Origin of the sequence: Nocardia thailandica NBRC 100428, assembly GCF_000308795.1 — a bacterium.
In the GTDB taxonomy this organism is placed as follows: domain Bacteria; phylum Actinomycetota; class Actinomycetes; order Mycobacteriales; family Mycobacteriaceae; genus Nocardia; species Nocardia thailandica.
On record NZ_BAGK01000204.1, the window covers coordinates 1 to 23,873 of the forward strand.

25 protein-coding genes are annotated in these 23,873 nt (G+C 71.8%); 17 read left to right on the forward strand and 8 right to left on the reverse strand.

Annotated features, from left to right (window positions below; genetic code table 11):
• On the reverse strand, positions 1–1,715 hold a 1,715-nt coding region (locus ON36_RS22555; protein WP_043657198.1), incomplete at its 3' end, for a thioredoxin domain-containing protein.
• A gap of 132 nt (positions 1,716–1,847) precedes the next feature.
• Between ON36_RS22555 and ON36_RS22560 the strand changes: the two genes are divergently transcribed.
• The 9 genes from ON36_RS22560 (at position 1,848) to ON36_RS22600 (ending at position 11,119) form a co-directional block, all read left to right on the forward strand.
• Entirely contained in the window at positions 1,848–3,056 is a 1,209-nt protein-coding gene (locus ON36_RS22560) for a helix-turn-helix domain-containing protein (RefSeq protein WP_043657201.1), read from the forward strand.
• Between the two features lie 86 nt (positions 3,057–3,142).
• Entirely contained in the window at positions 3,143–4,660 is a 1,518-nt protein-coding gene (adh, locus tag ON36_RS22565; RefSeq protein WP_043657203.1) for an aldehyde dehydrogenase, read from the forward strand.
• Positions 4,660–5,055, forward strand: coding sequence for a DUF779 domain-containing protein (locus ON36_RS22570; RefSeq protein WP_043657206.1), 396 nt, complete (start codon positions 4,660–4,662; stop codon positions 5,053–5,055). The genes adh and ON36_RS22570 overlap by 1 nt, the downstream gene beginning before the upstream one ends.
• 145 nt (positions 5,056–5,200) lie before the next feature.
• On the forward strand, positions 5,201–6,619 hold the full coding sequence (gene eat, locus ON36_RS22575) for an ethanolamine permease (RefSeq protein ID WP_043657209.1): 1,419 nt from the start codon (positions 5,201–5,203) through the stop codon (positions 6,617–6,619).
• Positions 6,616–8,028: an ethanolamine ammonia-lyase subunit EutB gene (locus tag ON36_RS22580; RefSeq protein WP_043657212.1), complete on the forward strand. Its 1,413-nt coding sequence runs from the start codon at positions 6,616–6,618 to the stop codon at positions 8,026–8,028. Before eat ends, ON36_RS22580 begins: the two co-directional genes overlap by 4 nt.
• 59 nt (positions 8,029–8,087) lie before the next feature.
• Complete coding sequence (eutC, locus tag ON36_RS22585; protein WP_043657215.1) at positions 8,088–8,870, forward strand: ethanolamine ammonia-lyase subunit EutC; 783 nt, start codon at positions 8,088–8,090, stop codon at positions 8,868–8,870.
• Between the two features lie 58 nt (positions 8,871–8,928).
• On the forward strand, positions 8,929–9,327 hold the full coding sequence (locus ON36_RS22590) for an NUDIX hydrolase (protein WP_043657217.1): 399 nt from the start codon (positions 8,929–8,931) through the stop codon (positions 9,325–9,327).
• Positions 9,328–9,390: 63 nt separating this feature from the next.
• Positions 9,391–9,576, forward strand: coding sequence for a hypothetical protein (locus ON36_RS22595; protein ID WP_043657220.1), 186 nt, complete (start codon positions 9,391–9,393; stop codon positions 9,574–9,576).
• A 229-nt stretch (positions 9,577–9,805) separates the two neighbouring features.
• A complete protein-coding gene (locus tag ON36_RS22600) occupies positions 9,806–11,119 on the forward strand; it encodes a hypothetical protein (protein ID WP_052314249.1) in 1,314 nt (437 codons plus the stop codon).
• Here the strand turns inward: ON36_RS22600 and ON36_RS22605 are convergent.
• Both ON36_RS22605 and mca read right to left on the reverse strand, forming a co-directional pair.
• A complete protein-coding gene (locus ON36_RS22605; protein WP_052314250.1) occupies positions 11,105–11,413 on the reverse strand; it encodes a hypothetical protein in 309 nt (102 codons plus the stop codon). The two genes, ON36_RS22600 and ON36_RS22605, sit on opposite strands and share 15 nt — an antisense overlap.
• Positions 11,413–12,297 carry a mycothiol conjugate amidase Mca gene (gene mca, locus ON36_RS22610; protein ID WP_245558165.1) on the reverse strand — a complete coding sequence of 295 codons (885 nt, stop codon included), beginning with the start codon at positions 12,295–12,297 and terminating at the stop codon, positions 11,413–11,415. The genes ON36_RS22605 and mca overlap by 1 nt, the downstream gene beginning before the upstream one ends.
• 102 nt (positions 12,298–12,399) lie before the next feature.
• Between mca and ON36_RS22615 the strand changes: the two genes are divergently transcribed.
• Positions 12,400–12,858, forward strand: coding sequence for a DUF4307 domain-containing protein (locus tag ON36_RS22615; protein WP_043657225.1), 459 nt, complete (start codon positions 12,400–12,402; stop codon positions 12,856–12,858).
• Between the two features lie 251 nt (positions 12,859–13,109).
• Positions 13,110–13,601 (forward strand): transcription elongation factor GreA, encoded by a 492-nt coding sequence (gene greA / locus ON36_RS22620; RefSeq protein WP_043657253.1) that lies wholly within the window; start codon positions 13,110–13,112, stop codon positions 13,599–13,601.
• A gap of 94 nt (positions 13,602–13,695) precedes the next feature.
• Here the strand turns inward: greA and ON36_RS22625 are convergent, their stop codons facing one another.
• Entirely contained in the window at positions 13,696–14,838 is a 1,143-nt protein-coding gene (locus ON36_RS22625) for a cystathionine gamma-synthase (RefSeq protein WP_043657228.1), read from the reverse strand.
• 44 nt (positions 14,839–14,882) lie between these two features.
• Here ON36_RS22625 and ON36_RS22630 point away from each other — a divergent pair, with 44 nt between their 5' ends.
• Both ON36_RS22630 and ON36_RS22635 read left to right on the forward strand, forming a co-directional pair.
• Positions 14,883–16,061 (forward strand): acyl-CoA dehydrogenase family protein, encoded by a 1,179-nt coding sequence (locus ON36_RS22630; RefSeq protein WP_043657231.1) that lies wholly within the window; start codon positions 14,883–14,885, stop codon positions 16,059–16,061.
• 25 nt (positions 16,062–16,086) lie between these two features.
• Positions 16,087–16,443: a DUF6401 family natural product biosynthesis protein gene (locus ON36_RS22635; protein WP_052314251.1), complete on the forward strand. Its 357-nt coding sequence runs from the start codon at positions 16,087–16,089 to the stop codon at positions 16,441–16,443.
• Between the two features lie 40 nt (positions 16,444–16,483).
• On the opposite strand, the gene ON36_RS22640 is transcribed toward ON36_RS22635, so the two are convergent.
• The 3 genes from ON36_RS22640 to ON36_RS22650 form a co-directional block, all read right to left on the reverse strand.
• A complete protein-coding gene (locus ON36_RS22640) occupies positions 16,484–17,290 on the reverse strand; it encodes a mechanosensitive ion channel family protein (RefSeq protein ID WP_052314255.1) in 807 nt (268 codons plus the stop codon).
• A gap of 76 nt (positions 17,291–17,366) precedes the next feature.
• Entirely contained in the window at positions 17,367–17,711 is a 345-nt protein-coding gene (locus ON36_RS22645; protein ID WP_157224982.1) for a hypothetical protein, read from the reverse strand.
• A gap of 115 nt (positions 17,712–17,826) precedes the next feature.
• Complete coding sequence (locus ON36_RS22650; protein ID WP_043657237.1) at positions 17,827–19,137, reverse strand: NtaA/DmoA family FMN-dependent monooxygenase; 1,311 nt, start codon at positions 19,135–19,137, stop codon at positions 17,827–17,829.
• Between the two features lie 101 nt (positions 19,138–19,238).
• On the opposite strand from ON36_RS22650, the gene ON36_RS22655 reads away from it, so the two are divergent.
• Both ON36_RS22655 and ON36_RS33730 read left to right on the forward strand, forming a co-directional pair.
• Entirely contained in the window at positions 19,239–19,844 is a 606-nt protein-coding gene (locus ON36_RS22655; RefSeq protein ID WP_169334725.1) for a TetR/AcrR family transcriptional regulator, read from the forward strand.
• A gap of 4 nt (positions 19,845–19,848) precedes the next feature.
• Positions 19,849–20,616, forward strand: a complete 768-nt coding sequence (locus tag ON36_RS33730) for a maleylpyruvate isomerase family mycothiol-dependent enzyme (RefSeq protein WP_043657240.1) — start codon at positions 19,849–19,851, stop codon at positions 20,614–20,616.
• Between the two features lie 55 nt (positions 20,617–20,671).
• Here ON36_RS33730 and ON36_RS22665 read toward each other — a convergent pair whose 3' ends face one another.
• Positions 20,672–22,054: a cystathionine beta-synthase gene (locus ON36_RS22665; protein ID WP_043657243.1), complete on the reverse strand. Its 1,383-nt coding sequence runs from the start codon at positions 22,052–22,054 to the stop codon at positions 20,672–20,674.
• An 81-nt stretch (positions 22,055–22,135) separates the two neighbouring features.
• Between ON36_RS22665 and ON36_RS22670 the strand changes: the two genes are divergently transcribed.
• Positions 22,136–23,005, forward strand: a complete 870-nt coding sequence (locus ON36_RS22670) for an SGNH/GDSL hydrolase family protein (RefSeq protein WP_052314253.1) — start codon at positions 22,136–22,138, stop codon at positions 23,003–23,005.
• 51 nt (positions 23,006–23,056) lie between these two features.
• Positions 23,057–23,873: acetyl-CoA C-acyltransferase (locus ON36_RS22675; RefSeq protein WP_043657246.1), on the forward strand; the 817-nt coding region annotated here is incomplete at its 3' end.

Sequence of the window (23,873 nt, forward strand, 5' to 3'; positions counted from 1 at the left end):
AGATCCCGGTAGCGGATGGCGTCGTCGGTGGCCGCGACCGCCGAGGCGGTCAGCAGCGCCTCGGCGACGGCGGCGGCGCCGGAGGGGGTCGCGCCGTCGACCGGGTCACGCGGGCGGGCGACGAGGGTCTCGGCGTCGTCGGCGGTGTCGAACCAGCTGCCCGTGCGTTCGGGGTCGGCGAAGTGGGTGATCGCGGTGTCCAGCAGCGGGAGGGCGGCGTCGAGCCAGGCGGTGTCGCCGGTGGCCTGGTAGAGGGCGAGCAGGCCGGTGACCAGCCAGGCGTAGTCCTCGAGCACGCCCGCCGGAGCGCCGACGACGCCGTCGAGGGAGGCGCGGTGCACCCGGCCGTCCACCAGGTGGGTGTCCAGCAGGAAGCGGGCGCAGGCGGCCGCGGCGTCGATCCAGTCCGGTTCGCCGAGCCCCGCGCCTGCCTCGGCGAGCGCGGTGATCGCCATGCCGTTCCAGGCGGTGACGACCTTGTCGTCGCGTTCCGGCTGCGGCCTGCGGTCGCGGACCGCGCGCAGCCGGGCACGGATCTCGGCGAAACGCGCCGACTGTTCGGCGTCGACCGGGTCGCTGCGGCGCGACAGCACCGAGGTGCCCTGTTCGAAGTTGCCGCCGGTGCTCACGCCGAGCGCCTCCGCGGCCCAGACGCCGTCGAGCGGCCCGAGCTCGGCGATCAGCTCCGCGGGGGTCCACACGTAGGTCGCGCCCTCCACGCCGGGACCGCCGGGTTCGAGGTGGGTGTCGGCGTCGAGCGCCGAGGCGAAGCCGCCGTGGGCCGTGCCCAGGTCGGCCAGCAGGAACTCGACGGTCTCGCGGGTCACCCGGTGCGCCAACGATTCCGGTGCGGCGGTGGGTGTGCGCCGGGCCAGGTGCGCGTAGACGCGCAGCAGCTGGGCGTTGTCGTAGAGCATCTTCTCGAAATGCGGTACCGCCCAGGCGGCGTCGACGCAGTACCGGGCGAAGCCGCCCGCCAGCTGGTCGTAAAGGCCGCCGCGCGCCATCGCCTCGGCGGTCCGGTCGACCAGGGCGAGGGTGTCCGCGTCGCCGGTTCGCTCCCACTGGCGCAGCAGTCCTTCCAGCAGCGCGGAGGGTGGGAATTTGGGCGCGCCGCCGAAGCCGCCGTGCGTGGCGTCCTCGTCGCGCGACACCGCGGCCACGGCGTGGTCGAGCAGCTCGGCCTCGAGGGCGAGTTCGGCGTCGGGCAGCCCGCTCGCCTGCTCGCGCAGGGCGTCGGTGACCTGATGGGCGGCCTTGTCGACGTCCTCGCGGCGGTTGCGCCAGGTGTCGCCGATGGCGGTGAGCAGCTGGGTGAAGGACGGCAGGCCGCCGCGCGGCGTCCTCGGGTAGTAGGTGCCGCAGTAGAACGGCGCGCCGTCGGGGGTGAGGAAGCAGGTCATCGGCCAGCCGCCCTGGCCGGTCATGGCCACGGTGGCGTTCATGTAGACCGCGTCGAGGTCGGGCCGCTCCTCGCGGTCCACCTTGACGCAGACGAACCCGTCGTTCATCAGCGCGGCGGTGGCCGGGTCCTCGAACGACTCGTGCGCCATCACATGGCACCAGTGGCAGGACGCGTACCCGATCGACAGCAGGATCGGCACGTCGCGCTCGGCGGCTTCGGCCAGCGCGGCGGCACTCCACTCCCGCCAGTGCACCGGATTCCCGGCGTGCTGGCGCAGGTACGGCGAGGTCGCGTTCGCGAGCTGGTTCACCCCTCCAGCCTCTCACGCGCGCCGCCGCGTGCCACACCCGTGCCCGCTCGGCAAAGCCGTGTTCGGGGCGGGCGTGCTGGGGCATGATGGGGGCAGGTGATTCCGGTGCCGCAATCGTCGAAGGAACCGCGCATGGCACAGCAGCTGACGCTCTCGCAGCGGCGCGCCGCGCTGGAACGGGAATGGGCGCAGTGGGTGCCCGCGCGCACGGTCGCGTCCCGTCCCGGTGCCGTCCCCGCGCTGCGCAGCGAGGTCGCCCAGTCGTGGCTGCGGTCGCTGCGGACCGTCGACCCCGCCCTCGACCGGGCGCCCGAGGCCGAGGTGGGCGACCGGTGGACCGCGTCCCCGCTGCGCGCGCCGGTGGCCGCGCTGGCCGACCAGTTCGACAGCGTCGCCGAGGCGGGCTTCGTCGCCGCCGTGACCGACGCCCAGGGCACCATCGTCTGGACCCACGGGGGGCGGTCGATGAGCCGCCAGGCCGAGCAGGTGAATTTCGCGCCGGGCGGCCGCTGGGACGAGACGCACATGGGCACCAACGCGCTGTCGCTGGCGCTGCGCACCGATCGCCCGCATTCGGTGTTCTCCGCCGAGCATCTCGTCGCGGCCCTGCACAGCTGGGTCTGCTACTGCGCGCCGCTGCGCGCCCCCGACGGCACCGTGCTCGGCGTGCTCGACCTGTCCACCACCTGGCGCCAGTCGCACCCGCTGGCCATGACCACGGTCCGCACACTGGCCGCCGCGCTCGAGGCGGGCCTGCGCAGCACCGCGCCCGCGCAGGCGGGCATGCGGCTGCACTGCCTCGGCACCGCCCGCCTCACCCGCGACGGCACCCCGATCCGCCTGCGGCCCCGCCAGTTCGAGATCCTGACCCTGCTCGCGCTCGCGGAGGACGGGTACACCCACGAACGTCTGCACTACGCCGTCTACGGCGACCGGCCGGTGGGCGCGAGCCTGCTCAAATCGGAGATGTCGCATCTGCGCCGCGCGACCGGCGGCGAGATCACCCTGCGCGTCTACCGTCTCACCACGCCGCTGACCTGCGACGCCGCCGACGTGCTCCGCGCCCTGCGTGCCGGTGACCTGGACACCGCGGTGCGGCTGTATCGAGGTCCGCTGCTTCCGGATTCGCAGACGCCGGGCATCGTCGGCTGGCGTGACCATCTGACCGTCGCGCTGCGCGACGCGGTGCTGGCCAGCACCGCGCCCGAGCACGCGCTGGCCTACGGCCAGGCCGACCCCGACGACCTCGCCGTCCACGAGCACGCGCTGGCGCTGCTGCCTGCCCGTGACCCGCGCCGCGCCGTCGCCGCCGCCCGGCGGCACAGCGCGCTCCACGCCTGATCGGTCGGCTTCAACGTTTCCTCAACCCCGTCGGCGGATAGTGATGGCCGTCACGATTCACTCCGGATCACGAGGAGCCAGCGCACATGATCTACGCCGAGCCGGGTACCGAGGGCAGCGTCGTCAGCTTCGCCGAGCGGTACGAGAACTTCATCGACGGCAAGTGGGTCCCGCCGGTGGAGGGCCGGTACTTCGAGAATCCCTCTCCGGTCACCGGGAAGACCTTCTGCGAGGTCGCGCGGTCCACCGCCGCCGACATCGAGCTGGCCCTCGACGCCGCGCACCGCGCCGCCGACGCCTGGGGCGGCACCCCGGTGGCCGAGCGCGCGGTCATCCTGAACAAGATCGCCGACCGGCTCGAGGCCAACCTCGAGGCCCTCGCCGTCGCCGAGACCTGGGACAACGGCAAGCCGGTCCGCGAGACCCTCGCCGCGGACCTGCCGCTCGCGATCGACCACTTCCGCTACTTCGCCGGGGTGGTCCGCGCCCAGGAGGGCGGCATCAGCGAGATCGACGGCGACACGATCGCCTACCACTTCCAGGAACCGCTCGGCGTGGTCGGCCAGATCATCCCGTGGAACTTCCCCATCCTCATGGCCACCTGGAAGCTGGCGCCCGCGCTGGCCGCCGGGAACGCGGTGGTGCTCAAGCCCGCCGAGCAGACCCCGGTCTCGATCCTGAAGGTCGTCGAGCTCATCGCGGACCTGCTGCCGCCGGGAGTCCTCAACGTGGTCAACGGTTTCGGTGTCGAGGCGGGCAAGCCGCTGGCGTCGAGCCCGCGCGTGGCCAAGGTCGCCTTCACCGGCGAGACCACCACCGGCCGGCTGATCATGCAGTACGCGAGCGAGAACATCATCCCGGTGACGCTGGAGCTGGGTGGCAAGAGCCCCAACATCTTCCTGCCCGACGTCATGGCCGCCGACGACGACTTCCTGGACAAGGCGGTCGAGGGCTTCGTGCTGTTCGCCCTCAATCAGGGCGAGGTCTGCACCTGTCCGTCGCGCGCGCTGATCCACTCCTCCATCTACGACGAGTTCATGGCGCGCTGCGTCGAGCGCACGAAGGCCATCGTCAGCGGCAACCCGCTCGACGAGGCGACCATGATCGGCGCCCAGGCCAGCAACGACCAGTTCGAGAAGATCCTGTCCTACATCGACATCGGCAGGCAGGAGGGCGCGCAGATCCTCACCGGCGGCGCCGCGCGGCAGGTCGAGGGCCTGTCCGAGGGCTACTACATCGAGCCGACCATCTTCACCGGCAGCAACGACATGCGGATCTTCCAGGAGGAGATCTTCGGCCCCGTCGTCGCCGTGACCACCTTCGACTCCACCGACGAGGCGCTGAAGATCGCGAACGACACCCTCTACGGCCTCGGCGCAGGCGTGTGGACCCGGGACATGAACACCGCCTACCGACTCGGCCGCGGCATCAAGGCAGGGCGCGTGTGGACCAACTGCTACCACGCCTACCCCGCGCACGCGGCCTTCGGCGGCTACAAGAAGTCCGGCATCGGCCGCGAGAACCACCGCATGATGCTCGACCACTACCAGCAGACCAAGAACCTGCTGGTGAGCTACTCGCCCACCAAGCTCGGCTTCTTCTGATGGTGCGGCGCGTCGACCTGACCGAGCGGGCGGCGGCGCTGCTGACGGAGCTGACCGGGCGGCACGGCCCGGTCATGTTCCACCAGTCCGGCGGCTGCTGCGACGGCAGCTCCCCCATGTGTTACCCGAGGGGCGAGTTCCGTGTCGGCGGCGCCGACGTGCTGCTCGGGTACCTGCCCGGCGACACCCCGTTCTGGATGAGCGCCGACCAGTTCGAGTACTGGCGGCACACCCACCTCACCGTGGACGTGGTCGCGGGGCGGGGCAGCGGGTTCTCCCTGGAGGCGCCCGAGGGCGTCCGGTTCCTGATCCGGTCCCGGCTGTTCACCGACGACGAACTGGAACAGCTCCGCAAGGAGCCACAACCGGCCACCGGCGACACACCTATCACCTGACCACGAAGGATCCGTCGACGCAGGTCAGCGGTACGCGATACGTACCGCTGACCTCGGCGAACCACGGACGTAACAGTCATCGGCGAGAGTTCGCGCAGGGTGCGGGCCACCGGTCCGCCCACCGCAGCCGATGAGGAGTCCCCCGATGAGTACCGACGCGTTACCCACTCCCGCGCCCACCGACGACTATCTCGCCCGGCGCACGCTGCGCTCGGGCACGGCGGGCTGGGTGCTGCTGGCCGGGCTCGGCATCAGCTATGTGATCTCCGGCGACTATTCGGGCTGGAACTTCGGGCTGGCGGAGGGCGGATTCGGCGGCCTGCTGATCGCCTCGGTGATCATCGCGGCCATGTATCTGGCCATGGTGCTCGGCATGGCCGAACTGTCGTCGGCGCTGCCCGCGGCCGGTGGCGGCTACACCTTCGCGCGGCGGGCGCTCGGCCCGTGGGGCGGATTCGCCACGGGCACCGCGATTCTCCTCGAGTACGCGATCGCGCCCGCCGCCATCGCGACCTTCATCGGCGCCTACGTCGAATCGCTGCACCTGTTCGGGATCACCGACGGCTGGTGGGTGTATCTGGCGGTGTACGCGCTCTTCATCGGCATCCACCTGGCGGGCGCGGGCGAGGCGCTGAAGGCCATGTTCGTGATCACCGTGATCGCGCTGGTCGGTCTCGTGGTGTTCGCGGTGGCGGCGCTCGGCCGCTTCGAGGTCGCGAATCTGACCGACATCGCCCCGGATCCGGACGCCGCGGGCGCCTCGGCGTTCCTGCCGTTCGGCTATCTGGGCATCTGGGCCGCGATCCCGTTCGCCATCTGGTTCTTCCTCGCCGTCGAGGGCGTGCCGCTGGCCGCCGAGGAGGCCAGCGATCCCGCCCGCAACGTCCCGCGCGGCATCATCGTCGCCATGCTGACGCTGGTCGTCACCGGGGCGATCGTGCTCGTCCTCGTCCCCGGCGCGTTCGGGGCGCACGCGGCGGCGGGCTCGGGGAACCCGCTCGTCGAGGCGCTCGGGGACAGCCCGGCGGCCAAGGTGGTCAACTACATCGGCCTGGCCGGCCTCGTTGCCAGCTTCTTCTCCATCGTCTACGCCTACTCCCGGCAGACCTTCGCGCTCTCCCGCGCCGGCTACCTGCCGACGAGCCTGTCGCTCACCAACTCCCGCAAGGCGCCCGTGCTCGCGCTGATCGTGCCCGGCGTCATCGGGTTCGGCCTCTCGCTGACCGGCGAAGGCGCGATGCTGCTGAACATGGCGGTGTTCGGCGCCGCGCTGAGCTACGTGCTCATGATGGTCAGCCACATCGTGCTGCGGGTGCGCGAACCGCAGATGCCGCGCCCCTACCGCACGCCGGGCGGCGTCGTCACCACCGCGTTCGCGCTGGTGATCGCCGCGGCCTCGGTGGCGGCCACCTTCCTCGTCGACCCGAAGGCGGCGCTGTGGACGCTCGGCGTGTTCTGCGCCTTCCTCGCCTACTTCGGCCTCTACAGTCGCAAACACCTGGTCGCCGCCTCCCCCGACGAGGAGTTCGCGGCCCTGGCGAAGGCAGAACAGGAGCTCGAATGACGGTGTATCGCAGCACCAGCGGGGTCCGCACCCACACCTTCGCCGGACTGACCGACCTGCTCGCCAAGGCCACCCCGCTCCGCAGCGGTGACCAGCTCGCCGGCTGCGCGGCCGACACCGACGCCGAACGCGCCGCCGCGCAATGGGCGCTGGCCGAGGTCCCGCTGACCACGTTCCTGTCCGAGACGGTCGTCCCGTACGAGACCGACGAGGTCACCCGCCTCATCATCGACACCCACGACCGCGCCGCCTTCGCCCCGATCGCCCACCTGACCGTCGGCGACCTGCGCGACCACCTGCTCGCCGTCGCCGCGGGCGACGACGCCGCCACGACGCTGACCGCGCTGGCGCCCGGACTCACCCCGGAGATGGTGGCCGCGGTCAGCAAGATCATGCGCAACCAGGACCTGATCACCGTCGCCAAGTCCGCCCGGGTCACCGCCGGTTTCCGCACCACCATCGGGCTGCCGGGCCGGCTGAGCACCCGCCTGCAGCCCAACCACCCCACCGACGACCCCCGCGGTATCGCCGCGGCGACCCTGGACGGACTGCTGCTCGGCTGCGGCGACGCGGTCATCGGAGTCAACCCCGCCACCGACTCGCCCCAGGCCACCGCCGACCTGCTCACCCTGCTCGACGAGGTACGGCAACGCTTCGCGATCCCCACCCAGTCGTGCGTGCTCGCGCACATCACCACCACCATCGGGCTCATCGAGGCGGGCGCCCCGGTCGACCTGGTGTTCCAGTCGGTCGCGGGCACCCAGGGCGCCAACGCCGGCTTCGGCGTGGACATCGCGCTGCTGCGCGAGGGCAACGACGCGGGCCGTTCGCTGCGGCGGGGCACCGTCGGCGACAACGTCATGTACCTGGAGACCGGGCAGGGCTCGGCGCTGAGCGCGGGCGCGCACCTGGGCACCGACGGACTACCGGTCGACCAGCAGACCCTCGAGGCCCGCGCCTACGCCGTCGCCCGCGACCTGCGACCCCTGCTGGTCAACACCGTCGTCGGGTTCATCGGGCCCGAATACCTCTACGACGGCAAGCAGATCATCCGGGCCGGCCTCGAAGACCACTTCTGCGGCAAACTCCTCGGCCTGCCCATGGGCGTCGACGTCTGCTACACCAACCACGCCGAGGCCGACGCCGACGACATGGACACCCTGCTCACCCTGCTCGCCGCCGCGGGCTGCGCCTTCGTCATCACCGTGCCCGGCGCCGACGACGTGATGCTCGGCTACCAGAGCCTGAGCTTCCACGACGCCCTCTACGCCCGCCGCGTGCTGAACCTGCGCCCCGCACCCGAATTCGAGGACTGGCTGGCCGGGCTCGGCATGCTCGACGCCGGCGGTGGTATCCGGCAGGTCGCGCCGACGGCCTCGCCGCTGCGCGCTTTGGCCGCGGGTCGATGACCACGGCCGCCGCACGCCCGCCGTCCCCCAGCGCACGCACGCCCACCGGCAGGAGCCGCATGAACGAACCGTCGAATCCTTCGCCCGCCCAGACGTTCTGGGCCGAGTTGCGGCGCAGCACCCAGGCCAGGATCGGGCTCGGCCGCACCGGGGACGCGCTGCCCACCGGCGACGTCCTCGCGCTGCGGACCGCGCACGCCGCCGCCCGGGACGCCGTGCACGAACCACTGGACGTCGCCGACCTCACCGCGCGCATCGCCGAACTCGGGCTCGGTACTCCGATTCCGGTCACCAGCCGGGCCGGATCACGCTCGGAGTACCTGCGCCGCCCCGACCTCGGCCGGCTGCCCGCCGACCTGTCCGCGATCACCGCCGAGCACGCCGACCTCGGCATCGTGCTCGCCGACGGCCTGTCCCCGCGCGCCCTCATCGACCACGGCCCGGCCCTGCTCGCGGCCCTGACCACCGAACTCGGCGAGGACCACACCCTGGCCACGCCGGTCGTCGCCACCCAGGCCCGGGTCGCGCTGGGCGACCACATCGGCGCGGCCATGGGCGTGCGCACGGTCCTGGTCCTCATCGGCGAACGCCCCGGCCTCTCCGTCGCCGACAGCCTGGGCATCTACCTCACCCACCTGCCCCGGCCCGGCCGCACCGACGCCGACCGCAACTGCGTCTCCAACATCCACCCGCCCGACGGGCTCGGCTACGCCGAAGCCGCCCGGGTGATCTCGGGTCTGGTCGCCGGCGCGCACGCGCTGGGCCACTCGGGGGTGGACCTGAAAGACCAGTCCCGGACCACCGCGCTGACCCGGGACGCCCGGGTGCTCGAGGCGGATTGATCTTCGCCACACCGTTTTCGACGTGAGCGGGCGCCGATCGCTCCATACAGTTGAACACATGATCCGCACCGCCGCCCTCGCCCATGTCCGCGACCGCAGGCTGATCCAGACCCGGCCGGAGGGCAAGGACGTCTTCTACATGGCGGGCGGCAAGATCGATCCCGGCGAGACGCCGCTGGAGGCGCTGCACCGCGAGATCGAGGAGGAACTGGGTGTCGGCCTCAGCGGCGTCGACGAACTGGGCATCTTCGAGGCCGAGGCGTTCGGGCACGGCCGCGGCACGCCGCTGCACATGACCTGTTTCACCGCCGAACTCACCGGCGAGCCGGTCGCCACCGGCGAGATCGCGGAGTTCCGGTACTTCACCGGGGCCGAGTACGCCGCGATGGACCTGGTCGCGCCGGGTTCCCTGCTGGTGTTCCGCCGGCTGCACGCGCTCGGGCTGATCGACTGGTGACCCTCGGAAAGATGACCTGTCACCTTCCGAAACATCCGTCACAACGGTAACGATTTCCCAGTCGTGACCAGCACGGAATTGACGCCGACCGACCGCAAGGCCGCCTTACGCCGCCTCATCGTCATTTTCGGCCTGATGAACAAGACCATCGAACTCAGCAGCGCGGGCTCGCCCCGCCAGGCCGCGGCGCAAGCCGCCGCCGCGCGCGACCTGATCGGCGAACTCGTCACCGACATCGCCCGGGGCTAGCGACCGGGGTACCCGACGCGCGCGTCAGCGAACCCGCGGCGAACATTGCGATCGGGCCGCGATCGTGGGTCGCGGGGGCGTGCCCGGGATACGATTCCGCCCGAATCACCTGATCGTGGTACCCGCCCCCGGCACGGGACGTGCCGGACCGCCCACCGCCGCACTCCGTGAAGGCCGAGGTGGCACCTATGGCTCCGATCACCGGCACATCCCCCGCACGGCGGCCGCGATGAGCAGCCCACTCTCGGGCGCCGAACGCGCGGAACTCGAGCGGCTGCGCGCGAAGGAGAACGCGAGGGGGCACCGATGGCGCTGGGCGGGGGTCGCGCTGCTGCTCCTGCTGACCGGCGTGCTCGCCCTCGGCTCGGTCGCCGCCCGCTACGTGCACAGCCAGGTCTACGACACCGACCGCTATGTCGCCACGATCGGGCCGCTGGCGAGCGACCCGGCCATCCGGGCCGAACTGGCGGACAAGCTCACCCGCGCCGTCACCGACCGCGTCGACATCGAGGAACTCACCGCCGAGGCCATCGAGGCCCTCAGCGAGGACTCGCCGCGCCTGGCCGAGCGGCCCCGGGCGAAGCAGGCGCTGAAGAGCCTCCCGCCCCTGCTGGCCGAGCAGGTGCACAGTGCCGTCGAGCGGGCCGCGACGCAACTGGTGAGCAGCGCGGAGTTCGCCGAGGCGTGGGACGCCGCCAACCGGCGGGCACACGAGATCCTCGTCGCCGTGATCGACGGCGAGTCCCGGCGCGGCGTCGAGGTGTCCGACGACGGGACGATCAGCGTCTCGCTGGAGCCGTTCGTCGCCGAGGTCCAGCAGCGCCTCCAGGCGCGCGGAATCGAGCTGGCGTCCAGGATCCCCCCGGTCGACGTCACCGTCGAGGTGTTCCACGCGACCGAGCTGCCCGAGTACCGTGCCTGGGTGCGCGCGCTGGACCGGGCCGCCTCGATCCTGCCGTGGCTGACCCTGCTCGCCGCCGCGGGCGCCATCGCGCTTGCCCCGCGCGGACGCCGGCTGCGCGCGGTGGCGCTGACCGGCGCGACCTGGGCGACCGCGATGGTGGTCCTGGCCGTGGCGATCCTGATCGGGCGCGCGATCTACCTCGACTCGATCCCGCCCGACGTGCTGGGCACCCCCGCGGCGACGGTGGTGTTCGACACCTTCGCCGAGCCGCTGCGGCTGAGCCTGCGCGCGGTCGGGGTGCTCGGTGTCCTCATCGCGATGATCGGGTATCTGGCCGGGCCGTCGTCGTCGGCCGCGGCCGTCCGCTCCGGCGCGCGTTCGCTGCTCACCCGGGTGCGCGGCCGACGCGAGGCCCGGCAGAACGCGGTGGAGGCGTTCACCTACCGCTTCCGCGTCCCGCTGTATCTCGCGGTCGTGGCCGTCGCAATGCTCGCGCTGATCCTGTGGCCGTACCCGACCGGCGGGGTCGTGGTCGGCCTCGCCGTCGCCGCGGCGGCCGCGCTGCTGGTCATCACGTTCCTGGCCCGCCCTGCGCCCGACGAGCCCGACGAGGCGGAGCCGGGGTCAGTCGCGCTGTGACCCGGGCGGCGCCGAGCCCGGCGTCGCGTCGTCGCCGGTCGCCGGTCCGTCCTCGGGGTCGGCCGCGTCCGGGTCGACCGCGCCCGGGTCGGTGCCCTCGTCGGCCTGCTGGTCGGGCTCGGGGTGCTCGGGCTCGAAGGTCTCCGGCAGCCCCTTGAGGTGCTTGTTCATCGAGCGGACCAGCAGGACCGTGCCGGCCAGCAGGATCAGGACGACGACCAGGCCGAGCGGCGAGGCCTTGCCGAACTCGGGGCCCGTCGGGGTCCCGGGGGTCTGCGCGAGGAGGACGAGCATCACTTCTCGGCGTCCTCGATACCGGCGAACAGATCCGTCTCGGGAATGGCGGTCTTGACCCGCGTCCTGGCCAACTCGAACTCCTCCGTCGGCCAGAGCCGCTGCTGCATGTCCAACGGGATCGCGAAGAACGCGCCGTTGGGGTCGATCTGGGTGGCGTGCGCGCGCAGGGCGTCGTCACGCTGGGGGAAGTACTTGGCGCACTCGACCTGGGTGGTCACCCGGGCCATCACGTCGCCGCGCTCGGCGGTGTACTTGCGGGTGCGGTCCAGCCAGTCCTGCAGGGGGAACGGCTCGCCCGCGGCCTCGTACTCCGCGGCGAAGGTCTCGAGCCGCGCGGCGCTGAACCCGTGGTTGTAGTACAGCTTCAGCGGCGTCCACGGCTCCCCGGCGTCGGGGAAGCGCTCCGGGTCGCCCGCCGCCTCGTAGGCGGCCACCGACACCTCGTGGCAGCGGATGTGATCGGGGTGCGGGTAGCCGCCGAGCTCGTCGTAGGTGGTGATGACGTGCGGGCGGAACTCGCGCACCACCCGGACCAGCGCCTCGGTGGCCTCCTCGAGCGGCACCAGCGCGAAGCTGCCCTCGGGCAGCGGCGGCAGCGGGTCGCCCTCGGGCAGGCCCGAGTCGACGAAGCCCAGCCACTGCTGACGCACGCCGAGGGCGTGCGCGGCCGCGGCCATCTCCTCCCGCCGGACCTCGTGGATGCGGTCGAGGACACCGGGGGTGTCCATGGCCGGGTTGAGGATGCTGCCTCGTTCGCCGCCGGTGAGGGTCACGACCAGCACGTCGTTGCCTTCGGCGGCATACCGTGCGGTGGTCGCGGCGCCCTTGCTGGACTCGTCGTCGGGGTGGGCGTGCACCGCCATGAGGCGAAGTCCACTCACGTCTCGTTCACCGTCGCTCTCGCTCGCGGGTGTCGGATCTACATTCCCTATAGTTCCATCCGACCGACGTTTTGTTCCGACCGCCCCCGAGAGGAGGCCCCCGTGACCGAGCCTGCTCCGGGATCCACCGGCGACCGCGCCTCCGCCGCCGCACGGCACGCCGACCGATACGGCACCCGCCCCCCGGTCCGCCGCTGGTGGGTGGCCGCGTTGCTCGGGGTCGGCGTGATCGTCGCGGGCCTGGTCGTCGCGGCGCTGGGTTTCCAGAAGTACGGGCCCAAGGACATCGAGACCGAGCAGCTCGGCTACGTCGTGGTCGACGACTCCACGCTGACGGTCCGGATGAAGATCACCCGCGAGCATCCCGACCGCGCGGTGGTGTGCTTCGTGCGCGCCATGGACCGCAGCGGCGCCGAGGTCGGCAGGCGCGAGGTCCTGGTGCCCGGATCCGCCGCGGGCAGTGTGGAAGTGAGCACGACGGTGCGCTCCTCGGCGCGTCCGTCGGCGGGCGACATCTACGGCTGCAGCGAGGACGTCCCCGGTTACCTGCGGGTCGGCTGAACACGTTTTCGCGCCACAAAAGTGTTCCGACCTGCATTTTTGTGAGACATGCTAAAATGGCCTGATACACGGTTCCGGGGCTCGGAGCCGTGTTTGCTGCATTGGCGGCCAGCGGTGCCTCGTCGGACTACGGGTTCTTCCGACCCCAGGATCGCTCCAGCCGTCGGCTGGCGCATGCCCATACCAGGGCTTCGCGCCGGTTTTCAGGGACTCCCGGCCCCGCCGGGAACAACTACGAGGGAGTGATCGAGATGACCGAGAACGTGACCTGGCTGACCCAGGAGTCGCACGACAGGCTCAAGGGCGAGCTCGACGCGCTCATCGCGAACCGTCCGGTCATCGCCGCCGAGATCAACGAGCGTCGCGAAGAGGGCGACCTCAAGGAGAACGGTGGCTACCACGCCGCGCGCGAGGAGCAGGGCCAGCAGGAGGCGCGTATCCGCCAGCTGCAGGAGCTGCTGAACAACGCCAAGGTCGGCGTGGCGCCCACCAAGTCCGGTGTGGCCCTCCCGGGCTCGGTCGTCACCGTCTTCTACGACGGCGACGAGTCCGATACCGAGACCTTCCTGATCGCCACCCGCGAAGAGGGCCTCGGCGGCTCCGACCTGGAGACCTACTCGCCGAACTCGCCGCTGGGCGGCGCGCTGATCGACGCCAAGGTGGGCGAGACCCGCGAGTACACCCTGCCCAACGGCAACACCATGAAGGTCACGCTGGTCAGCGCCGAGCCCTACCACAGCTGACGAGCCCCCAGCCGGTAGCACCGAAGAACCCGAACGCGCGCGGCCGCATCCGAATCCCGGATGCGGCCGCTTCGTCATGTCGGTGTCGGCGTTCTCAGATCAGGGCCTGCTCGACATCGGCGAGCAGGTCGCTGATGTCCTCGATGCCGACCGAGAGCCGGACCAGATCCGCGGGCACCTCGAGGGCCGAGCCCTCGGTGCTGGCGTGGGTCATGGCGCCCGGGTGCTCGATGAGCGACTCGATGCCGCCCAGCGACTCGGCCAGGGTGAAGATCTCGGTGCGGGCGCAGAACTTGTGCGCGGCCTCGATCCCGCCGGCCAGCCGGACCGAGATCATGCCGCCGCGGCGGCGCATCTGCCGCTGGGCCACCTCGTAGCCGGGGTGGGTGGGCAGGCCGGGGTAGATGACCTGGCTGATGGCCGGGTGGTTGGCCAGGAACTCGGCCAGGGTCTCGGCGTTGTCGCAATGCCGTTCCATGCGCACCGCCAGCGTCTTGATGCCGCGCAGGGTCAGGAAGGCGTCGAACGGGCCGGGCACCGCGCCCGCGCCGTTCTGCAGGAACGCGAACGCCTTGTCCAGCTCCTCGTCGTCGGTGATCAGCGCGCCGCCGACGACATCGGAGTGACCGCCGAGGTACTTGGTGGTCGAGTGGATCACGATGTCGGCGCCGAGGGTGAGCGGCTGCTGCAGGTACGGGGTGGCGAAGGTGTTGTCCACCACCAGCTTCGCGCCCGCCGCGTGCGCCACGTCGGCCAGGGCCGGGATGTCGCCGATGCTCAGCAGCGGGTTGGTCGGGGTCTCGATCCACACCAGTTTGGTGTTCGGACGGATCGCCGCGCGCACCGCGTCGACGTCGGCGATGTGCGCCGGGGAGTGCTCGATGCCCCACTGGCTGAACACCTTGTCGATGAGGCGGAAGGTGCCGCCGTAGGCGTCGTCGGGGATGACCAGGTGGTCGCCGGGGCGCAGGGTCGCGCGCAGCGCGCAGTCGGTGGCCGCCATGCCCGAGGCGAAAGCGCGGCCGTAGCGGCCGGATTCGAGGGCGGCGAGGTTGGCTTCGAGCGCGGTCCGGGTCGGGTTGCCGGTGCGGGCGTACTCGTAGCCGCCGCGCAGGCCGCCGACGCCGTCCTGGGCGAAGGTGGAGCTCGCGTAGATCGGGACGTTGACCGCGCCGGTCTGAGGATCGGGTTCGTATCCGGCGTGGATGGCCCTGGTGGAGAATCCCAGCTCACTCATGGCCACAGACTAGTTGGCCCGTTTCCCGCGCCTACTATCACCCCATGGTGACTGTCGAAGAACTGTTCGCGATTCCCGCTCTGCTGTCGGAGGAGGAGCGGGAGATCCGCGACACCGTGGCCCGGTTCGCGCGGCAGCGCCTGCGTCCGCACATCGCCGAGTGGTTCGAGGCAGGCACCTTCCCGGCCCGCGAACTCGCCCCCGAGCTGGGCAGGCTCGGCCTGCTCGGCATGCACCTCGACGGTTACGGCTGCGCGGGCGCCTCGGCCACCGCGTACGGGCTGGCGTGCCAGGAACTCGAGGCGGTCGACTCCGGGGTCCGCAGCATGGTGTCGGTGCAGGGTTCACTGGCCATGACCGCCATCCACAAGTACGGGTCGGAGGAGCAGAAGCAGCAGTGGCTTCCCGGGATGGCCGCGGGCGAACTGCTCGGATGCTTCGGCCTGACCGAACCGGACTTCGGCTCCAACCCCGGCGGCATGCGCACCCGCGCGGTCCGCGACGGCGACGACTGGGTGCTCGACGGATCGAAGATGTGGATCACCAACGGTTCGGTCGCCGACGTCGCCGTGGTGTGGGCCTACGCCGACGAGGGCGGGGACCGCCCGCGGGTGCGCGGTTTCCTCGTGCCCGCCGGGACCCCCGGGTTCACCGCAAGGGAGATGCGCCACAAGCTGTCGCTGCGGGCCTCGCTCACCGCCGAACTGTCCCTCGACGGCGTCCGCCTGCCCGCCGACGCGGTCCTGCCGGGGTCCCGCGGGCTGTCCTCGCCGCTGGCCTGCCTGAGCGAGGCGCGCTTCGGCATCGTCTTCGGCGCGCTCGGCGCCGCCCGTGACTGCCTGGCCGCCGCGATCGACTACGCCCGCACCCGCGAGGTGTTCGACAAGCCGCTGGCCGCCTACCAGCTCACCCAGGCCAAGCTCGCCGACATGGCGCTCGAACTCGGCAAGGGCCAGCTGCTCGCCCTGCACCTGGGCAGGCTCAAGGACCGCGGCGAGATCACCGCCGAGCAGATCAGCACCGGCAAACTCAACAGCACCCGCGAGGCCATCGCCATCGCCCGCGAATGCCGGACCATCCTGGGCGCCAACGGGATCAGCCTCGACTACCCGGTGCTGCGGCACGCCAACAACCTGGAGTCGGTGCTCACCTACGAGGGCACCGCGGAGGTCCATCAGCTGGTCATCGGCAAGGCGCTCACCGATGCCGACGCGTTCCGCTGACCTGGACGGTTGCTAGGATCGGCGGATGTTCGCGCTCGGCCCGGCCGTCCTCGAGATGACGGCCCGCAGGAACCTCCGTCATCTCGCCCGGACCCATCACGTGGCCGAGCCCGTCCCGGCGGTGTCGGCTCAGCTGGATCAGCACGCCGCCGCCGTGCGGGACATCCTCGCGCTCGGCACGACCCCGGCGCCCGCCGCCGTCCTGCTCGCCGGGTACGCGCGCGGCCTGCTCGACCACGCGCGCGACACTCCCGGTTTCTCCCTGGCGGCCCCCGCCGACTGGTGCGCCGCCGACTGGCTGCAGTTGCGCCTGGCCGCGGTCGTCGCGATGGCCGGGCCCTGGCCGGTCGTCGAGCGCCCCGGCACCGCCGCACCGCGCTGATCGCCCGCCGGGGAGGTCCCGGCGGGCGATCCGCGTCCGGTCAGCTGGTCCGCGGCGGGGTGCCCGGGTAGGCGCTCGCCGCGGCCGACGGGCTGGGCTGGGCCAGCCGCTGCTGCTCCCGCGCCGCGTCCTCACGGCCGCGCTGGTAGGCCTCCGTGTGCCCCTTCATCGCGGGCACCTCGTTCTCCAGGCCACTCAGCCAGCCGTCCCAGCGCTGCTGCATCGGCCGGACCAGGCCGCCACCGACGCCGACCACCAGGATGCCGCCGATCGTCGCCAGCACGGTGATCAGGATGGGCGTGGTGACCGAGGTGGCCACGCCGATCTGGTTCAGCGCGGCGATGATGCCGATGCCCCAGATGAACACCGACGCGATCCGGCCGAGCATCGGCCCGTAGGACAGGCCGCCCAGCATCGAGCCGATCAGCTCGCTCACCGCGTGCGCGATCGCCGCGGCGACCACCACGATGACGATCGCGACCGCCGCCTGCGGCAGCCAGCCGACCACGGCGCTGATCATGTCGCTGACCGGGTTCGGGCCGAAGACACCGAAGGCCATCTGCAGCGCGATCAGCAGCACCGCGTAGTAGACGATCTTGGCCAGGATGTCGGAGGCGTCGTATTTGCTCTTGGCCAGCGCGGTCTTGATGCCGCCACGCTCGACCAGCCGGTCGAACCCGACCCGTTCGAGGACCTTGTTCACCACCGCGGCCAGCGCCTTGGCGATGATCCAGCCGACGACCAGGATGACCAGGAATCCGACCAGTTTGGGAACGGTCCTGGCCACCGAGCTCCACGCATCGGACAGGCCGCTCTGGAATTCGATAGCCGAAACTCTGAGATCCACCGCCACGCTCCTTCCATGCTCCCCCGGTTGCCGCACGTTGTCTGCGGCGGCAATACCCGGGTCGGCAGGAAACGAATCAGGCGGGATGCGACAGGACCGTGTCGGCGGTCAGCAGCGGCTCGGCGCGCGCCGCGACCGGGCGTAGCTGACCGCTGACGACCGCGAGCAGCAGCACGCCGGCGTCCATGGCGACCACGGCCAGCAGCACCGGCACGGTCACCGAGGTCGACACCCCGAGCAGCGCCAGACCGGAGACGATCGCGCCGCCCCAGCACAGCGCCGCCGCCGCGCGGCCCGCCAGCGGCGCGAACGACCACTGCGCGCGCAGCGCGCGGCCCGCCCGGTACCCGCCGTAGCCGAGCAGGACGAACGCGAGTGGGTTGCCCCACGGAAATTCCACCACCGATCCGAACGCACTCACGCAGGTCCCCTTGCTCGCCGAGCCGTTAGCCGAAAGTTTTCCGTTCCGGTTATAGCGGGCGGGTAGCCGGGCGAGCGGCGGAATCGTCAAAAAGACGACGACTGTGTGGTATTCGTTACTGTCCGGCGGCGTGGCCGACGGGCGGCAGCGGGGGCAGTTCGAGGTTGTCGCGGTAGGTCTCGCCCAGATAGTCGGAGTCGACCAGGCCACGGTGGCGCAGTTCGGGCAGCAGCCCGTTGGGCACGAAGTCGCCGGTGCGCGGGTCGGTGATGCCGCCGAGGATGATCACGTCGAGCACGCCGGCGCGGTACCGCTCCTCGATCGCGTCCGCGAGCTGCTCCGGGGTGCCCGCCGCGGCCCAGTGGCCGGTGTCCTTGGCGGCGACGATGAGTTCGCGCAGGGTCGCGCCGGTCGCGGCGAGCCGGGTGAAGATCTCCACGCGGCCGCGCCTGCGGCGCACCGAATCGAGCTCCGGGAGCAGGCTTTCCGGCAGCGGGCGGTCCAGCGGCAGGTCGGTGAGGTCGACACCGCCGCCGAGCATGTCGGCCAGGCGCAGCCTGCCCGCCTCGAAGTCGGTGGCCTCGGCGGCCTCGCGCACCAGCCGCCGCGCCTCGGCCTCGGTCGCGCCGTAGGTGGCGTGGAAGGAGCTCATGATCAGCGGCAGCCCGTCGGCGCGGCCGAGCTCGGCCGCGCGGGTCCGGACGGTCTTGGTGTAGGTGACCGCGTCCTCGAGGGTCGGCAACGAGGTGAACACCACCTCGGCGAACCGGGCGCCGAGTTCGATGCCGCCCGCGGACTGACCGGCCTGGAACTGCACCGGCCTGCGCTGCGGCAGGGTGGGGATGTTCAGCGGGCCGCGGACCGAGAAGTACTCGCCCACATGGTCGATCGGCCGCACCAGCGACTCGTCCAGGACCGCGCCGCCGTCGCCGTCGGGGCGCAGCGCGCCGGGCAGCCAGCTGTCGAACAGGGCATCGGTCACCGCGAGCACCTCGGCCGCCCTGGCGTAGCGGGCCTCGGGCGCGGGCAGCTCGCCCGGGCCGTAGTTCTCCTCGCCGAGGGAGGAGGTGACCGCGTTCCAGGCCGCGCGTCCGTTGCTGATGTGGTCGAGGGTGCCGAACAGGCGGGCCAGGTTGTAGGGGTGGTGGAAGGTGGTGGTCACCGTGGCGATCAGTCCCACGTGACGGGTGACCGCGCTCAGCGCCGCCAAGCAAATGAGCGGTTCCTGCGCGCCGATCGCCCCCTGCGCGCCGAAGGAGAGCAGGTCGGCGGCGAAGAGCGCGCCGATCTTGTTGTCCTCGGCCACCTTCGCGATCCGCAGCGCGTCGTCGAGGGTCGACCGCGCCGGGTCGATCGCCGCCCCGTAGACCCCGGGAGAGCCGCTGACCCCGGTGACCGTCTTCAGTTTCCGCCGCGCCGAACTCATCCCCGCAGTCCAGCAGCCCGGCACGGGCGGGGCCAGGTTTACCGTCAGCCGGAGCCGAACAGACCTTGACAGTCGATGTGGTGAAGCTCACACTTCTAACTGTGTTAGGCGAAACTATCCGCGATAGGAAAGCCGAACGTCGTGAGGCGACGCGGCAGGAGATCCTGCGGGCCGCCTGGGACGTGGCCAGGGAGCACGGCCTCGCGCAGATCACCCTGCGGGACGTCGCCACCCGGGTCGGCATGCGGGCGCCGTCGCTGTACTCGCATTTCGCGTCGAAGAACGCCATCTACGACGCCATGTTCGAACAGGCGTGGTCGGACTACGAGGCCGAGGCCGACCGCCTGCTGGCCGCGCTGCCCGACCACCCGCGGGCACGGCTGCGCGCCCTCGCCTACGGGTTCTTCGATTTCGCCGTCGGCGACCTGGCCAGGCACCAGCTCATGAACCAGCGCACGATCCCCGGGTTCACCCCTTCCGAGCAGGCGTTCGCGCCCTCGGTGCGGGTGGTCGGCCGGGCCGTCGCCCTGCTGGCGGAGCTGGGCGTGACCGATCGCGGCGACGTGGAGGTCTGGTTCGCCCTCGTCGGCGGACTCATCGACCAGCAACTCGCCAACGATCCCGGCGGCGACAGCAGACGACTGCTCCTGGACCGCGCGGCGGACATGTGGGCCGACGGTGTCGGCCTCCCACCCGAACCGAGGTGACCCCATGACGATCCGAACCCGCCCCGCCGACGGCACGCGCCGGTCGGCGCTCCCGCACCGGGCGGCCATGACCCTGGCCGCCACCGAATACGCCCGCGTCGCCGCGGCCATGCGCGCCCTCTCGCCCGGCGACTGGGACCGGCCGACGGACTGCCCGGCCTGGACCGTGCACCAGCTGCTCGCCCACGTCGTCGGGATGGCGGCCATGATCGCCTCCCCGGGCGAGGGCGTCCACCAGAATCGCGAGGTCGGCCGCAGACACCGCGAGGGCGCCCGCGTCGACACGCTCACCGCCTATCAGGTCGAGCGGTACGGGGACCGCGCCCCGGCCGAGCTGTGCGATCTGATGGATCGGCTCGGCCCCCGCGCCGCCCGGGCCCGCAGGCGCATCCCCGCCCCGATCCGGGCGCTGCGCGTGCCCGGCGCGGAGGAGGTCGGCGGCGTCCCGGAACGGTGGCGCGTCGGCTACCTCACCGACACCATCCTCACCCGCGACCCGTGGATGCACCGGATCGACCTCGCGCGCGCCGTCGGCGCGGACTTCGGTCCCGACGCCGGACACGACGGCGCCGTCGTCGCCGATGTCGTCGCCGAATGGGCCGGGCGGCACGGGGCACCGTGCACGCTGGTCCTCACCGGACCCGCGGGCGGCACCTGGGGCTTCGGCGACGGAGACACCCCGGCCCTCGAACTCGACGCGATCGAGTTCTGCCGCGTCGTGTCCGGCCGGGCGCCGGGCACCGGCCTGCTCGCCACCGCCGTGCCGTTCTGAGCGCGCCGCTCGGGCGCGCGGTACGGGGCCGGGCGCGGCGCCCGGCCCCGGCCGCTCAGATCGAGCCGGTGCTCAGGAAGCCGAGCAGGTCGTGGCGGGTGATGACGCCGACCGGCTTGCCGTCGTCGACGACCATGAGGGCGTCGGTGTCCGACAGCGCCTTGGTGGCCGCCGAGAGCGGTTCGCCGGAACCGATGAGCGGGAAGGACGGGCTCATGTGCTGGGCGACCGAGTCGGTCAGCTGGGCGCGGCCCTCGAAGACGGCCGAAAGCAGGTCGCGCTCGGTGACGCTGCCCGCGACCTCGCCCGCCATGACCGGCGGCTCGGCGCCGACGACGGGCATCTGCGAGACGCCGTACTCGCGCAGGATCTCGATGGCGTCGCGCAGGGTCTCCGACGGGTGGGTGTGCACCAGGTCGGGCAGCTCGCCGGACTTGCCGCGCAGCACGTCGCCGACCAGCGGTTCGGGGCTCGAGTCCAGGCGCGAGGTGAGGAAGCCGTAGGAGCTCATCCACTTGTCGTTGAAGATCTTCGACAGGTAGCCGCGGCCGCCGTCGGGCAGCAGCACGACGACCACCGCGTCGGGATCGCGGCGGGCCACCTCGATGGCCGCGACCACGGCCATGCCGCAGGAGCCGCCGACCAGCAGCCCCTCCTCGCGGGCGAGGCGCCGGGTCATCTCGAAGGAGTCGGCGTCGGAGACGGCGATGATCTCGTCGGGCACGCTCGGGTCGTACGCGGTGGGCCAGAAGTCCTCGCCGACGCCCTCGACCAGGTACGGACGACCGGTGCCGCCGGAGTACACCGAGCCCTCGGGGTCGGCGCCGATGATCTTGACCTTCCCGCCCGAGACCTCCTTGAGGTAGCGGCCGGTGCCGGTGATGGTGCCGCCGGTGCCGACGCCGGCGACGAAGTGGGTGACCATGCCCTCGGTATCGCGCCAGATCTCGGGGCCGGTGGTCTCGTAGTGGCTCTCGGGCCCGCCCGGGTTGGAGTACTGGTTGGGCTTCCAGGCGCCCTCGATCTCCCTGGTCAGCCGGTCGGAGACGCTGTAATAGCTGTCGGGGTGCTCCGGCGGGACGGCGGTCGGGCAGACCACGACCTCGGCGCCGTAGGCCCGCAGCACGTTGCGCTTGTCCTCGCTGACCTTGTCCGGGCAGACGAACACGCACTTGTAGCCGCGCTGCTGGGCCACCAGGGCCAGCCCGACGCCGGTGTTGCCGGAGGTGGGTTCGACGATGGTGCCGCCCGGCTTCAGCAGACCGTCCTTCTCCGCGGCGTCGATCATCTTGACCGCGATCCGGTCCTTGGAGCTGCCACCCGGATTGAGGTATTCGATCTTGGCCGCGACCAGACCCGCGCCGGAGCCGACCACCGAGTTCAGCCGAACAAGGGGGGTGTTGCCGATGAGGTCGACGACATGATCCGCGATACGCATAGCTCCATCGTTGCAGAGCGCTCGCGCGGGCGCCGCGTGGGGACGGGCGCACCCCGCTCCGGCCGCCTAAAATCACAGGATGTGAGCGCACCTCGAATCAGCTGGCGCACGGCTGCGGTGACCGGGGCGACCACGGTGCTGGCCGGTTCGGGGGCGGGCACCGCGTCGTGGGTGGCCTACCGCATGCTCATGGCGCAGGCGGGCGCGGCCCGCGCGGTCATCGGCCGCGACACCTCGAAACCGCCCGAGGCGGACGGCCTCTACCTGCCCGGCGCCGCCGATCCCGTGCCCTGGCGCTCGGGGATGCGCGCCGACCGGCACCTGATGATCTTCGGCGACTCCACCGCGGCGGGCCTCGGCTGCACCAGCGCGCTGGAGGTGCCGGGCGTGCGGCTGGCCCGCGGCCTGGCCACCGCGACCGGCGGGTCCGTCCGGCTCAGCACCAAGGCGATCTCCGGCGCGACGTCCAAGGGGCTGGCCGGCCAGGTCGACGCCATGTTCGTCGCCGGTCCCCCGCCGGACGCCGCGGTCATCCTCATCGGCGGCAACGACATCACCAAGAAGCACTCGATCCGGGCCTCGGCCCGCCGCCTCGCCGACGCGGTGGCGCGGCTGGCCGCGGCCGACGCCGTCGTCGTGGTCGGCACCTGCCCGAACCTGGGGACGGTGACCGCGATCCCGCAGCCGTTGCGGACCGTGGTCGCCAACTGGAGCGCGCGGCTGGCCCGCGCGCAGACGATCGCCACGACGGTGGCGGGTGGTATCCCGGTCGCGCTGGGGTCGACGCTGGTGGCCTCGGAGTTCCGCGCGGCGCCGGAGATCCTGTTCGCCCCGGACGGTTTCCACCCGTCCGCGGCGGGCTACGAACTCGCGGCCGCTCAGTTGTTGCCGGTGCTGGTTTCGGCCGTTCACCGGGAAGAGGCCCTTCCGGTACCCCACGACGCGAACTAGATTCTTACACCGAACAAACGCTCGCTCGATCCGTCCGACAAAGGAGTCCTCATGCCCGAGGCCGTCATCGTTTCCGCTGCCCGATCCCCCATCGGCCGTGCCGTCAAGGGCTCGCTGGCCGGATTGCGGCCGGACGACCTGACCACCCAGATCGTGCGCGCCGCCCTGGACAAGATCCCCTCGCTCGACCCCACCACGGTCAACGACCTCATCCTCGGCACCGGCTCCCCGGCAGGCGAGGGCGGGTTCAACCAGGCCCGCATCGTCGCGGTGCAGCTCGGCCTCGACACCGTGCCCGGCACGACCGTGCACCGCTACTGTGCCTCCTCGCTGCAGTCGACCCGGATGGCCTTCCACGCCATCAAGGCCGGCGAGGGCGACGTCTTCATCTCCGCGGGTGTGGAGACCGTCTCGCGTTACGCCAAGGGCTCCGCCGACAGCTGGCCCGACACGAAGAACCCGCTGTTCGCCGAGGCCGAGGCCCGGACCGCCGAGACCGCGCAGGGCGGCAAGGGCGCCTGGCACGACCCCCGCCTGGACGGCCTGATCCCCGACGCCTACATCGCCATGGGCCAGACCGCCGAGAACGTCGCCTCCTCGACCGGCATCTCCCGCGAGGACCAGGACCACTGGGGCGTGCGGTCGCAGAACCGCGCCGAGGAGGCCATCAAGAACGGCTTCTTCGAGCGCGAGATCACCCCGGTGACCCTGCCCGACGGCACCCAGGTCAGCAAGGACGACGGCCCGCGCGCCGGCGTCACCTACGAGGCGGTCAGCCAGCTCAAGCCGGTCTTCCGCCCCGACGGCACCGTCACCGCGGGCAACTGCTGCCCGCTCAACGACGGCGCGGCCGCGCTGGTCATCATGA